This window comes from Streptomyces sp. NPDC058092, from assembly GCF_042884935.1.
Lineage (GTDB): Bacteria > Actinomycetota > Actinomycetes > Streptomycetales > Streptomycetaceae > Streptomyces.
This window is the reverse complement of the sequence record NZ_JBHVSY010000020.1, coordinates 145,325-157,293: the sequence shown is the minus strand read 5'-3', so window position 1 is coordinate 157,293 and position 11,969 is coordinate 145,325. Positions and strand designations below refer to the sequence as shown.

General features: G+C 68.0%; 11 protein-coding genes and 1 tRNA gene. 6 read left to right on the top strand and 6 right to left on the bottom strand.

From position 1 onward, the window contains the following. The first annotated feature begins 251 nt into the window (after nucleotides 1-251). The gene (locus tag ACFVV1_RS28905; RefSeq protein WP_389994954.1) at nucleotides 252-1,094 is read left to right on the top strand and encodes a PE-PGRS family protein; all 843 of its coding nucleotides are present in this window, start codon (nucleotides 252-254) and stop codon (nucleotides 1,092-1,094) included. On the opposite strand, the gene ACFVV1_RS28900 is transcribed toward ACFVV1_RS28905, so the two are convergent. Next, on the bottom strand, nucleotides 1,024-2,715 hold the full coding sequence (locus ACFVV1_RS28900; RefSeq protein ID WP_389994980.1) for a PE-PGRS family protein: 1,692 nt from the start codon (nucleotides 2,713-2,715) through the stop codon (nucleotides 1,024-1,026). The two genes, ACFVV1_RS28905 and ACFVV1_RS28900, sit on opposite strands and share 71 nt — an antisense overlap. A 129-nt stretch (nucleotides 2,716-2,844) precedes the next feature. Here ACFVV1_RS28900 and ACFVV1_RS28895 point away from each other — a divergent pair, with 129 nt between their 5' ends. After that, the gene (locus ACFVV1_RS28895; RefSeq protein WP_389994951.1) at nucleotides 2,845-3,804 is read left to right on the top strand and encodes a hypothetical protein; all 960 of its coding nucleotides are present in this window, start codon (nucleotides 2,845-2,847) and stop codon (nucleotides 3,802-3,804) included. Nucleotides 3,805-3,927: 123 nt separating this feature from the next. Here ACFVV1_RS28895 and ACFVV1_RS28890 read toward each other — a convergent pair. Together ACFVV1_RS28890 and ACFVV1_RS28885 are read right to left on the bottom strand one after the other, a co-directional pair. Then, nucleotides 3,928-4,001: transfer RNA gene (locus ACFVV1_RS28890), tRNA-Pro, on the bottom strand. Between the two features lie 102 nt (nucleotides 4,002-4,103). After that, nucleotides 4,104-5,042, bottom strand: a complete 939-nt coding sequence (locus ACFVV1_RS28885) for a metallophosphoesterase (RefSeq protein ID WP_389994948.1) — start codon at nucleotides 5,040-5,042, stop codon at nucleotides 4,104-4,106. A 79-nt stretch (nucleotides 5,043-5,121) separates the two neighbouring features. On the opposite strand from ACFVV1_RS28885, the gene ACFVV1_RS28880 reads away from it, so the two are divergent. Next, a complete protein-coding gene (locus tag ACFVV1_RS28880) occupies nucleotides 5,122-5,586 on the top strand; it encodes a GatB/YqeY domain-containing protein (RefSeq protein WP_389994945.1) in 465 nt (154 codons plus the stop codon). A 96-nt stretch (nucleotides 5,587-5,682) separates the two neighbouring features. Here the strand turns inward: ACFVV1_RS28880 and ACFVV1_RS28875 are convergent, their stop codons facing one another. After that, on the bottom strand, nucleotides 5,683-7,923 hold the full coding sequence (locus ACFVV1_RS28875; RefSeq protein ID WP_389994942.1) for a transglycosylase domain-containing protein: 2,241 nt from the start codon (nucleotides 7,921-7,923) through the stop codon (nucleotides 5,683-5,685). Nucleotides 7,924-8,309: 386 nt separating this feature from the next. Between ACFVV1_RS28875 and ACFVV1_RS28870 the strand changes: the two genes are divergently transcribed. Beyond that, nucleotides 8,310-8,660: a WhiB family transcriptional regulator gene (locus ACFVV1_RS28870; protein WP_187438703.1), complete on the top strand. Its 351-nt coding sequence runs from the start codon at nucleotides 8,310-8,312 to the stop codon at nucleotides 8,658-8,660. A gap of 14 nt (nucleotides 8,661-8,674) precedes the next feature. On the opposite strand, the gene ACFVV1_RS28865 is transcribed toward ACFVV1_RS28870, so the two are convergent. Both ACFVV1_RS28865 and ACFVV1_RS28860 read right to left on the bottom strand, forming a co-directional pair. After that, a complete protein-coding gene (locus ACFVV1_RS28865) occupies nucleotides 8,675-10,150 on the bottom strand; it encodes an ArsA family ATPase (RefSeq protein WP_389994939.1) in 1,476 nt (491 codons plus the stop codon). Then, nucleotides 10,147-11,133, bottom strand: coding sequence for an ArsA family ATPase (locus tag ACFVV1_RS28860; protein WP_389994936.1), 987 nt, complete (start codon nucleotides 11,131-11,133; stop codon nucleotides 10,147-10,149). Before ACFVV1_RS28860 ends, ACFVV1_RS28865 begins: the two co-directional genes overlap by 4 nt. Nucleotides 11,134-11,204: 71 nt before the next feature. Here ACFVV1_RS28860 and ACFVV1_RS28855 point away from each other — a divergent pair, with 71 nt between their 5' ends. Continuing rightward, a complete protein-coding gene (locus ACFVV1_RS28855) occupies nucleotides 11,205-11,363 on the top strand; it encodes a DUF4177 domain-containing protein (RefSeq protein ID WP_003967454.1) in 159 nt (52 codons plus the stop codon). Then, nucleotides 11,363-11,833, top strand: a complete 471-nt coding sequence (locus tag ACFVV1_RS28850) for a RidA family protein (protein ID WP_389994933.1) — start codon at nucleotides 11,363-11,365, stop codon at nucleotides 11,831-11,833. The genes ACFVV1_RS28855 and ACFVV1_RS28850 overlap by 1 nt, the downstream gene beginning before the upstream one ends. Nucleotides 11,834-11,969: the final 136 nt, after the last annotated feature.

Here is an 11,969-nt window from a genome sequence, read left to right as displayed (position 1 = left end):
GCTTGCTCATGTTGCTCTTGCCACTCAACCTGGACTGCTTCCTCCGGGACCAATCCGTCCCAGTATCAGGCTGTCCACTTCAGAGGGGGAACTTCACCTACGGGGCACAGGTGCTTCCTCGTCGCTCGAAGCTCGCTGGGCCTACCCACCGGGCCTGATCACGTCGACGGGACTCTGGGGCGCTCGGTTCCTTCTGGTGGTTTTGGCAAATCGACGGGCGCCGGCATTAACAGACCTGGCTCAATAGGCACATGGAGATGGGCGAGCACTGGGCATACCGCGCGAGACCGAAGGAACTGGGCAGCGCCGTTCGCCAGGTAGGGATCGTTCGTGTGGGCGGCCCCGGCAGGACTGGCTGGGTCCACGTGCGGTTCCTCGAAGGCGACGCCGCTGGCCTGCAGGAATGGGTCAATCCCACTTCCCTCGTTGCGCCGTGGGCGAAGGTCGAAACGTTCCGCGCGGACGACAAGGCGGAACTGGCATTGGCCGAGGCATCGCGACACGTGAGAGGCAGCACAGACTTCGAGGCCGCGCGGCTGATCCTTGGGTTCGTCCGACCGAAGAGCAAACTGCGCCTACGACGAGGAGTCCCGGACGCCGGGATTCTGGACATGGGCCGGTTGGATGAGACCGCACCGCTCGTCGGCATGGACGCCGCGGAACTGCGGGACGACCCTATGGTCTACGAGAACCGCGACGGCCTGTGCCTGGCCGGTTGGCCGGTCACCGAACGCCTCGCCCGTCATGTTGCCGACCGCCTCGCCGACACGATCCTGCCGGAGGTGGACCGCAAGCAGCAGAGCCTGGAGCAGGAACGTGCCCAGTCCTCCTGGTACTCCTACAGCCGCCGGGACGACCGCAAGCTGGACGCGGAAGCGGCCATCCTGAGGGCCGTGCGGGCGTGGTGCGGCGAGGACAAGTCCGAGCGCTACGACGAACTGGTCGCCCTGCGCGCCGAGGTCATCCGGCTCGGGCAATTGGTCGAGCGCGCGGTGACAGCCCTACGCGACCGCGGGCATGGCGTCATCGCCTCCACCATTGAGCGCGACCTTGGCGTCCATATCTCCAGCCTTGGTCCAGACGTTCGTCGCTGAAGTCGCGCCGCCGTTCTGGCTCCGGCTTGGGTGGCGCGACTTCCGCCTGAGACTTCTCCTTCTTCGGTAGCTCCTCCTTCTCCGGCCGCTGTGGGTGCCAGCCGTCGAGAAACGGCCGCAGCTGGTCTCCCGTCGGCTTCGCGTGGAAGCTGCGGCCGGCCAGTCCCCTGCCGCTCACGGTGGGGTCGCGCCGGTCGGCCTCGGCCTTCCCCCACGCCGACCACTCCCGCAGCCTTTCGGCGTCGAGGACGTCGTCGGACGTGGCGGCGGCTTCGTCCAGAGCTGCGCAGAAGTCCCTGATCTCCCCTGCGGCCCGCCACTGTTCCAAGGCCGTGCCGAAGCGCTCGGCACGCACCGCGTCCACTGCCTTGATGGACGCGACGCTGACAGCCGCCTCCCACTCCCGCTGCCTGCGCTCCTTCTCCTCCGCTTCCCGACGACGGCGCTCTTCATCCTGCCGCTCCCGCTCCTCGCGCAGCCGCTGCTGTTCCGCTTCTCGCTCTTCCCGCAGCCGTCGCTGCTCAGCCTCCCGCTCCAGCCGAGCCCGCTCCTGCTCTTCAGCACCCGCCTTGAGCGCTCGGAAAACCGAACCGATCTGGTCCTCCAGCGGCTTCTTGGCGGTGTCGGCCCAGTCCTTCTTCCAGCCGGAGGCGTAGCTGTAGCCCGAGTGCTGGCTGAAATGCAGCTCCAGCTCGCCAGACGGCTCGAACCGGTGCGCCGGAGTTACCCGCTGCCAGTCGTAGGTACGCCGGCCCGGCTGCTTGGGCACGTACCGCACCTGCTTCTCCCGCTCGCGGAAGCTGATCTCGTACGTCCTGCCGTGGATGGTGAGCAGGGGTCTCGGCTGCCTGCGCTTCTTGGACACCGCGATCTCGCCATGGAGGACGAGGGCCTGCTCGGCGAGGAGCCGGAGCAGTGAGAGCACCCGGGGAAGGACCTCCTCCGAGACCTCAAAGGCGCTGTGGTCCGCGGTCACCGCGGCGATCACGTCGTCAACGTCGGTGATCACACGGCTGCGTGCCAGGCGGATTCGGTTCCACTCGGTGTCGTCCTCGCCGGTCACCCTGAGCAGGCCGAGGAAGAAGTCTCCCTTCGCCCGCCCGCTGTACTTGAGGTGGTAACCCTCAGGAGCACACTGCCGCGCCGCTTCGAATGCTCTCCGGTAGCGGGCCCGCTCCTCGTCGCTCGGGTCCGGGACACGGAGGAAGCGCCCAGCCTTCTGCACCTCTGCGATCAAGGCCGTGCCGACTTCCGCCGGTGACTGCCGTGGCGGCTTCAAGGGCGGCTGCGGGGCTGGCTTCTTCTCGTCTGGCGGTGCGGCCTGTCGCCGAGGGGGAAGGGGCGTCTGTGACTTCGGATCGGCCGGCGCCGACTGCTGCTTCTGCGGAGCCCGCTCCGGCTGGTCCGGGTGATGACCATGCTTCAGATAGAAGCGCCCCGCATCAGTGATCTCCGCCCGCCACTTCCCATCGTGCCTCGGCATGGTGATCAGACCACGGCCTTTGAGAGCGCGGGCGGTGACGGCGAGCTCGGGGCTGTCCGCCGTGACGGGGTCGGACCCGTCTCCGATGCGGATGAGCAGGGTCAGCTGGCGATCGTTGAGACGCGACCAACGGTGCATGGTCATGGTCGTACCGGTCTGCCGATCCGTGCACAAGCGGAATAGTGATTCGGCTGGAAATCATCGCATTGTCCGACCCTGAGTCGGGGAGACATCTCCGGTCGTCACTGTCGGTAGAGGGAGAGTTGCATGGCGTGGAGATCGGCCGAGAAGACGGACAAGGTGCTCAGCCAACTCGAAGTGATACGCACAGCACTTGAGGATCCGGCCACGGGATTGAGTGCGCTGTACGTGACCCTGGACCAGAGCCGCCAGAAGGTCCTGGAGTCTGTGGCACAGGGCACGCTCGGGCTGCGTGAGGAGAACCGCGAGCTTCGTCGGCGCCAGGAGCGGATGATCACCGATCTGGCCGACACCCGAAGCAGCCTGGAGGCCCTGAGCCAGCGCATGGAGCAGAACACCAAGGCGCCCCCTGAGGCGCGGGCGCCGGATCTCCCGGCGCCAGTCGTCGTCGCCGATTCGGTGGAGCAGCCGGCTGCCATCGAAGACCCGCACGGGGCGGAAGCGTCGGCGGCACCGTCCGAAGTCATCGAACCTGTCGAGGGGAACGAAGCCCAGGTGGATCCGCTTGAAGAAGTCCGCACCGCTCACGGCCAAGCCCGCGCCGCAGGGGAGATCGCCGCGCCACCCGAGTCTCCCGCCAAGAGTCCTCGCGAAGATACTTCTGCGGCAGGCCAAGAGGACGACAGGGCTCACCTGGGGCGACTGCTGTCCGCGGCGTCCATCGCCTCCGCACAGCTGGTCTGCCATCGCGAGACGTGGGACTTCATTGCCGAGCAGACCAGCGGCCGCCCCCACTTCCGCCTTCCGGAGCAGGTCGACGACGTAGACGACGGGCGCATCCAGACATCACTATCGGGCAGGTCCCTGCTCGCCCTGCTCACCACCATGTGGCAGGTGATTCGTGACCACGAGACGAGCGCCGCGTCCGGGAAGGACCAGGACCCGGCGACCTGGGCCCTGGCCGCGGCCGTCTACCGCAGGACCGCCCTCGCGGTGGACCAGGTGACGCACGAGGCGGAGAAGGAGAACGGCCCCGCCGTCATCGTCCTCGACGACCGGAGCAGGCGTACGGCCGCCACTTCCTGAGCGGCTCCCTGCAGGGAGCCGCTCAGGAAGTCGGCTCCCAAACGGCTCCCAAGATGGCCCCGGAAACCACTCAGGGGCCTGATCCACTTAGTGGATCAGGCCCCTGACCTGGTATTTCAGCTGTCGGGGTGGCGGGATTTGAACCCACGACCTCTTCGTCCCGAACGAAGCGCGCTGCCAAGCTGCGCTACACCCCGATCGTCACCGGTGTCCCGGCGACATCGATTACTTTAGCCCACCCGCGCCCGCAGACGAAATCCGGTTTATGTGCAGCTGAGGGCGAGGGGGGCCGTGGGCGCTCAGTCCCGGGGTGTCAGGGTCAGCAGGGTCGCCTCGGGCGGGCAGGCGAAGCGGACCGGGGTGTAGCGGTTGGTGCCGCAGCCTGCGGAGACGTGGAGGTAGGCGCGGTGATCGTCGACCGAGTGGGTGGAGAGGCCCTTGACCCGGTCCGTGTCCAGGTCGCAGTTGGTGACCAGGGCCCCGTAGAAGGGGATGCAGAGCTGGCCTCCGTGGGTGTGACCGGCCAGGATCAGGGGGTAGCCGTCCATCGTGAAGGCGTCGAGGGAGCGCAGGTAGGGGGCGTGGACCACGCCGATGGAGAGGTCGGCGCTCGTCTCGGGGCCGCCCGACACCTCCGCGTAGCGGTCGCGCTTGATGTGCGGGTCGTCCAGGCCGGTGAAGGCGATCTCCAGGCCGTCGATCTTGAGGCGGCCGCGGGTGTTGGACAGGCCCAGCCAGCCCGCCTCGTCGAAGGCGTCGCGCATCGGTTCCCACGGGTTGTGGACGACGCCGACCGCGGGGGCGTTCCCGTTGAGGCCATGCTTGCCCTGGGTCTTCTCGAAGAGGTAGCGGGCGGGGTTGCGGAGCTTGGGGCCGTAGTAGTCGTTGGAGCCGAAGACGTACACGCCCGGGAACTCCATCAGCGGACCGAGTGCGTCGAGCAGCTCGGGTACGGCCTCGGGGTCGGAGAGGTTGTCGCCGGTGTTCACGACGAAGTCCGGACGCAGGCCGGCCAGTGACTGCAGCCAGGCGCGCTTCTTGCGCTGGCCGCTCACCATGTGGATGTCGGAGACCTGGAGTACGCGCAACGGGCGTGCCCCGTGCGGGAGTACGGGGATGGCCACCCGCCGCAGGCGGAACGAGCGGGCCTCGAATCCGGCGGCGTAGGCGAGGCCGGCGGCGCCGACCGCTGCGCCGACTGCCATGACTTTCAGGGGTACTCCGTAGCGTGCGCGCATGCGCCCATCGTCGCAGACACCGTGCGGCGGGAAGAAAACCGGCGGGCGGTGGGCGCCTGGTACCTGCCACAATCAGCACATGACCACGCTCAAGTCCAAGCTCAAGGAAGACCTCACCACGGCCATGAAGGCGCGTGACGAGCTGACCTCGTCCACGCTCCGGCTGACCCTCACCGCCATCACGAAGGAGGAGGTCAGCGGCAAGACGGCGCGCGAGCTCTCCGACGACGAGGTGCAGAAGGTGATCGCCAAGGAGGCGAAGAAGCGCCGCGAGGCGGCCGAGGCCTTCGCCCAGGGCGGCCGGACCGAGCAGGCCGAGCGTGAGAAGGCGGAGGGCGAAATCCTCGATGCGTATCTGCCGAAGCAGCTGAGCGATGACGAGCTGGGCGCGATCGTGACGTCCGCCGTCGAGGAGGCCAAGGCCGCGGGGGCCGAGGGGCCGCGGGCGATGGGCGCCGTCATGAAGATCGTGAACCCGAAGGTCGCGGGGCGCGCGGACGGTGGCCGGGTGGCTGCCGCGGTGAAGAAGCTCCTGGCGAGCTGAGGCCGCGCGACGTACGGACAGGGATGTACGAAGTGGGGCGCCCCGGATCGGGATCGATCCGGGGCGCCCCACCTTCATGTGCGTCGACCGTACGGGTCAGGGACCCTGCGTACCGCCGTTGGTCTGACCGCCGCGGCCGCCGGTGTTCCCGCCGATCAGGTTCGGCGGGACGCTGATGCCGGGGAACGGCTTCTTGCCGCCGGGCTTCTTGCCGGGCTTCTTGCCGCCGGGACCCGGCCTGCCATGGTCCTCGTCATCGCCGCGCTCCGGCGGGTCCGGGATGTTGACGGTATTGAAGGCGGGGGCGTCCACGCCATTGAGGGCGCCCGTCATCGCGTCACGCCAGATCGGTCCGGGGACCTGCCCGCCGTACACCTTGTCCTGGTACACGCCGCCGATGGTGATGTGCTCCATCTCGACGCTCTGGGACGGGCTGCCGACCCAGACCGCACCGGACATGTTCGGCGTGTAGCCGACAAACCAGGCGTTCTTACGGGCGTCGGTCGTACCGGTCTTGCCCGCGTTGTCGCGGCTCTGGAGGCCGGCCTCCTGACCGGTACCGGAGTCGACCACGCCGCGCAGCAGGGTGTTGATGGTGTCCGCCGTTGTCTGCGACATCGCCTGCGAGCAGGTGGTCTTCGGTACGGGCAGCGAGGTGCCGTCCGCCTTGTTCACCGACTCTATGGCGATCGGTGTGCAGTACGTACCGCGGTTGGCGAAGGCGGCGTAGGCACTGGCCATCGTCAGCGGCGACAGGCCGTTGGAACCGAGAGTCAGTGTGGACGGGTTCTGCGGCAGCTTGGTGCCGTCGCCCTGCACCACGCCCAGCTTGTCGGTCATCTTTGAGACCGGACACATGCCGATGTCCTGGAGCATCTGCACGAAGTAGGTGTTGACGGACTTCTCCATCGCCACCTTCAGCGGGTACGGCCCCTTCTCGGACTCGCTCTCGTTCTCCAGGTGATACTTCGGCACGCCGTCGTTGACCCATGGCTTCCCGCAGGACTGCACCGTGTCCGGGTAGTCCATCTCGTACGGGGAGGGGTAGGTCTGCGTGGCCGGCTTGCCGCCCTCTATGGCCGCGGCGGCAAGGAACGGCTTGAACGTCGAACCGGTAGGGAAGCCGTAGTTCGAGCCGCCCATGCTCTTGTTGACCGAGTAGTTGTACTGGGTCTCGTTGGGTCCGAAGCCGTACGGCTTGGACTGGCCCATTCCCATGATCTTGCCGGTGCCCGGCTGGACCAGCGTCACGGCCGTCGCGACCTTGTCCGACTTGTAGACGTGGCTCTTGACCGAGTTCTGCACCGACTGCTGGGACTGCGGGTCGAGCGTCGTGCGGACCGTCAGGCCGCCCCGGTTCCAGATCTTGGCCCGGTCCTCCTTGGTCTTGCCGAAGGCCGGGTCGGTGAGGAAGACGTTGCGTACGTAGTCACAGAAGAAGCCCGCGCCACTGACGGCGGTGATGCAGCCGTTCTTCGGCTTCTTCACCTTCAGCTTGACCGGGGTCGCCTTCGCCTTGTCGGCCTCGGCCTGCGTGACGTCGCCGACGTCGGCCATCCGCTGGAGCACGGTGTTGCGGCGCTTGGTCGCCTCCGCCGGGTCGTTGACCGGGTCGTAGCGGCTCGGCGACTGCACGATGCCGGCCAGCATCGCGGCCTCCTCCAGCGTCAGGTCCTTCGCCGACTTGGAGAAGTAGCGCTGGGAGGCGGCCTCGACGCCGTACGCCTGCTGCCCGAAGAAGGTGATGTTCAGGTAATTCGTCAGGATCCGCTTCTTGCCGAGCTTCTCCTCGACCTGGATCGCGTACTTCAGCTCCTGGATCTTGCGGCCCAGGGTCTGCTGGGTGGCCTGGGCGACCTTGTCCGGGTCGTCACCGGCCTCCTCGACGAAGACGTTCTTCACGTACTGCTGCGTGAGCGTCGACGCGCCCTGAGCGGTCCCGCCCGACTGCACATTGCGGTTCAGCGCGCGCAGGATGCCCTTGAGGTCGACGGCCCCGTGCTTGTAGAAGCGGGCGTCCTCGATCGCGACGATCGCCTTCTGCATGTACGGCGAGATGTCCTTCAGCTCGACCACCGTGCGGTCGCGCGAGTACACCGAGGCGATCATTCCGCCTTTGCTGTCCAGGATCGTGGTGCGCTGACTCAGCGGTGGCGTCTGGAGATTGGCCGGGATCTCGTCGAATCCCTCGACCGTCCCCTTGGTGGCAAGACCCAGTGCTCCGGCGGCCGGCAGTGCGATGCCCGCGAGCACAACTCCGGAAAGTGCGGCGACACCGAGGAACTTGGCGGCCTGCTGGGTCGTCGTGAGACCCCCGCCCGAGCGCTTCTTTGGCATGGGGGCAGCCTACGTTCTCATTCGCCGGACACACGTATATGCCTTGGCCTAAGCTGCTCTCAACTGTCACAGCAGTCCCGTTCCGCATCAACCCCCGCACACGATCCGGCCACGAGTTCAGGCGCTCCCGAATTCGCCTCCTGTGTCGGTGAACGTCCGTTGTGATCCGGGAGAACTGTCCCGATTCTGCGGGGATAGTCCCGTATGTCCTCACCTCACTCCCCTGGGTGATCTGCCGCATACGCATAGTCCGTTCGGGCCATCCAAGATTGGGCCCGAAGGGGGTGTTGTGCTGTCGCCGCCTTCCGTAACGTCCTCAACTGGCAGCGGTGAATATGCCGCTACCGCCGTGGGGGAGCCTCGATTCGGGAGAGGACGGCGCCGTGATGGGCTGGGTAACCGACTGGAGTGCGCAGGCAGCCTGCCGCACTACCGATCCGGATGAACTGTTCGTACAAGGGGCAGCGCAGAACAGGGCCAAGGCGGTGTGCACCGGATGCCCGGTGCGGACCGAGTGCCTGGCCGACGCGCTGGACAATCGCGTCGAATTCGGCGTGTGGGGCGGAATGACGGAGCGGGAGCGCCGCGCACTGCTGCGCAGGCGGCCCACCGTTACGTCGTGGCGCCGGCTGCTGGAGACCGCGCGCAGCGAGTACGAGCAGTCCGCGGGCATCCTGCCCGTGGCGATCGGGCTGGACGACGACGAACTGCACGAGAGGTACGCCGCGGTGGGATAGCGGCGGACGGACGGCTACGCAGCTCCGGCCGGGGCGGAACCGGTCGCGAGCCGGTCCCCGATGGCCCGGAGCCCCGCGAGGTCATGTACGTCACCGGGCAGCGCGGCCACTTCGGTCACGGCTACCTCGGGATGCAGCGCGGTGAAGCGGTCGCGTGTGCGCTGTTCGCGCGCGACTACCTGCATTCGTTCCGCGTGCAGCCGCAACAGGCCTGCGGTCAGCTCCTCGACGGAAGCGGCCTCTGGATCCTTTCCCGGGTCTTCTGCTGGGTCTTCTGCTGGGTCTGTTTCCGGGTCTGGTTCGCGGTCTTCGGTGTCCTTGTGCTCGGACTCGTGCTCGGAACGGTCAGGAGGGGCTGCGGGGGCGGTATTCGGGGTGTCAACGGTTTCGGGAGGCGTGACCGACCAGTCGGCCGGGTCACCAAGTCCAGTCTTCCCTGACGACTGATCCACAATGCCGACCCCGTGAAGATTTTCTGCGGCTGCCAGGGCGCGCTCGGCGGAGAGCCGGGCGGCGCCGCTGTCGTGGACGCGGTTGAGCACCAGACCGGCCAGCGGCATCTCCTCCGCGGCAAGGCGTTCCACGAAGTAGGCCGCCTCGCGCAGCGCGTCCCGCTCCGGTGTCGCGACGACGAGGAACGCCGTACCGGGTGCCTGCAGCAGTTTGTACGTGGCGTCGGCCCGGGTGCGGAAGCCGCCGAACATGGTGTCCATCGCCGCCACGAAGGTCTGTACGTCGCGCAGGAATTGACCGCCGAGCAGCTTGCCGAGGGTGCCGGTCATCATCGACATACCCACGTTGAGGAACTTCATCCCGGCCCGGCCGCCCATCTTCGCCGGGGCCATCAGCAGTTTGATGAACTTTCCGTCCAGGAATGAACCGAGCCGCTTCGGCGCGTCCAAGAAGTCCAGCGCGGAGCGCGACGGCGGGGTGTCCACGATGATCAGGTCCCACTCGTTGCGCGCGCGCAGCTGGCCGAGCTTCTCCATCGCCATGTACTCCTGCGTGCCCGCGAAACCGGCCGACAGGGACTGGTAGAAGGGGTTCTCCAGGATCGCGCGGGCCCGCTCGCCGTCCGCGTGTGCCTCGACGATCTCGTCGAAGGTCCGCTTCATGTCGAGCATCATCGCGTGCAGTTCCCCGGCGCCGTCGCCCGTGATGCCCGGCACCTGGCGCGGGATGTTGTCCAGCGAGTCGATGCCCATGGACTGGGCGAGCCTGCGGGCCGGGTCGATGGTCAGGACGACGACCTTGCGACCGCGCTCGGCCGCTCGTACGCCCAGCGCCGCGGCGGTCGTGGTCTTGCCGACTCCGCCCGAACCGCAGCACACGACGATCCGGATGCCGGGGTCGTCGAGCAGCGCGTCGGTGTTCAGCGCGGGGGCGGGTGCGGGGTCGGCTGCTGTGGCTGTGGCTGTGGCTGTGGCTGCGGTAGCGGCCTTGTACGTGTCCGTGGCGGTGGCTTCGGCCGTGTCCGCGCCCTGTCTCATGTGCCCACCCCTTGTCCCTCCCCGTCGCCCACGCCCTGTTTGCGGAGTTCGGTCGCCAGGTCGTACAGCCCGGCCGGGTCCATGCCCTCGCCGATCAGCGGGAGTTCGTACCCCGGCAGCTCCAGGTCCGCGAGCACCGCACGCTGTTCGCGCTCCAGCTCGACCCGCTGGGCATGCTCGGCGGCCTGCTCGACCAGAGGACGCACGAGCCCCGCGGAGCCGGTCAGGCCCGCCCGCGTCAGCGCCTTGGCGATCTCCTTGCGGCGGCCGCCCGCGGCGGTGCGCAGCGCGTCCTCGTCCAGCAGATGCGGTCGCACCATGTTCACGATGACCCGGCCGACCGGCAGTTCGGCCACCCGCAGCTCCGCGATGCCGTCCGCGGTCTCCTGGACCGGCATCTCCTCCAGCAGCGTCACCAGATGGACCGCGGTCTCGGGGGACTTCAGCACCCGCATCACGGCCTGCGCCTGATTGTGTATCGGGCCGATCCGGGCCAGCCCCGCCACCTCGTCGTTCACATTGAGGAAGCGGGTGATGCGTCCGGTGGGCGGGGCGTCCATGATCACGTAGTCGTAGACGTACCGGTTCTGCTTGTCCTTGCGGCGTACGGCTTCGCAGGCCTTGCCGGTCAGCAGCACGTCCCGTACACCGGGCGCGATCGTGGTGGCGAAGTCGATCGCGCCGAGCTTCTTGAGGGCGCGGCCCGCGCTGCCGAGCTTGTAGAACATCTGGAGGTAGTCGAGAAGGGCGCGTTCGGCGTCGATCGCGAGGGCGTACACCTCGCCGCCGCCCGGTGCGACGGCGATCTTGCGCTCCTCGTACGGAAGGGACTCCGTCTCGAAGAGCTGGGCGATGCCCTGCCTGCCCTCGACCTCCACGAGGAGAGTGCGCCTGCCCTCGGTCGCGAGGGCGAGCGCGAGGGCGGCGGCGACCGTGGTCTTACCGGTACCACCCTTGCCGCTGACGACCTGGAACCTGCTCACGTATTCGAGCCTAACCAGTCGGGCCGCGGGCTACGCACGAGGCTGTGTGTGCCAGGCATTACAGTCGGGCCATGACCAAGTGGGAATACGCGACCGTGCCCCTTCTCGTGCACGCGACCAAGCAGATTCTGGACACCTGGGGCGAGGACGGCTGGGAGCTGGTCCAGGTCGTTCCCGGCCCGAACAACCCCGAGCAGCTCGTGGCCTACCTGAAGCGGGAGAAGGCGTAATGGCGGGCGCCGTGGAGGCGAAGCTCGCCGAGCTCGGGCTGACGCTGCCGGACGTCGTACCGCCGCTGGCCTCGTACCAGCCGGCCGTGCGGTCGGGGGTGTACGTGTACACCTCCGGCCAGCTGCCGATGGTGGACGGCAAGCTCGCGGTCACCGGCAAGGTCGGTGCGGAGGTCACGGCCGAGGAGGCCAAGGAACTGGCGAAGACCTGCGCGCTCAACGCGCTGGCCGCGGTGAAGTCCGTCGCGGGCGATCTGGACCGGATCGCACGTGTCGTGAAGGTCGTGGGCTTCGTCGCCTCGGCATCCGACTTCACCGGGCAGCCCGCCGTGATCAACGGCGCCAGCGAGCTGCTGGGCGCGGTCCTCGGCGACAAGGGCGTGCACGCTCGCAGCGCGGTGGGCGTCGCGGTGCTGCCGCTGGACGCGCCGGTGGAGGTCGAGGTCCAGGTCGAGCTGGTCGAGGCCTGAGCGGTAGGTCGTCTGCTGGGGGCGGTGGCGCTTGAGGCGTGGGCCTGCCGGGGTCGGGTGAAGCTTGAGCTGTGTGTCCTGCGGGGTCCGGTGCGGGCTTGAGCCGTACGTCTGCCGCGGTCCGGTGCGGGCTTGA

Coding starts and splice junctions, on each gene's coding strand:
- ACFVV1_RS28900 (WP_389994980.1), bottom strand. CDS start 2,715: ATGCACCGTTGGTCGCGTCTCAACGATCGCCAGCTGACCCTGCTCATC.
- ACFVV1_RS28895 (WP_389994951.1), top strand. CDS start 2,845: ATGGCGTGGAGATCGGCCGAGAAGACGGACAAGGTGCTCAGCCAACTC.
- ACFVV1_RS28870 (WP_187438703.1), top strand. CDS start 8,310: ATGGGCTGGGTAACCGACTGGAGTGCGCAGGCAGCCTGCCGCACTACC.
- ACFVV1_RS28880 (WP_389994945.1), top strand. CDS start 5,122: ATGACCACGCTCAAGTCCAAGCTCAAGGAAGACCTCACCACGGCCATG.
- ACFVV1_RS28865 (WP_389994939.1), bottom strand. CDS start 10,150: ATGAGACAGGGCGCGGACACGGCCGAAGCCACCGCCACGGACACGTAC.
- ACFVV1_RS28855 (WP_003967454.1), top strand. CDS start 11,205: ATGACCAAGTGGGAATACGCGACCGTGCCCCTTCTCGTGCACGCGACC.
- ACFVV1_RS28875 (WP_389994942.1), bottom strand. CDS start 7,923: ATGCCAAAGAAGCGCTCGGGCGGGGGTCTCACGACGACCCAGCAGGCC.
- ACFVV1_RS28885 (WP_389994948.1), bottom strand. CDS start 5,042: ATGCGCGCACGCTACGGAGTACCCCTGAAAGTCATGGCAGTCGGCGCA.
- ACFVV1_RS28850 (WP_389994933.1), top strand. CDS start 11,363: ATGGCGGGCGCCGTGGAGGCGAAGCTCGCCGAGCTCGGGCTGACGCTG.
- ACFVV1_RS28905 (WP_389994954.1), top strand. CDS start 252: ATGGAGATGGGCGAGCACTGGGCATACCGCGCGAGACCGAAGGAACTG.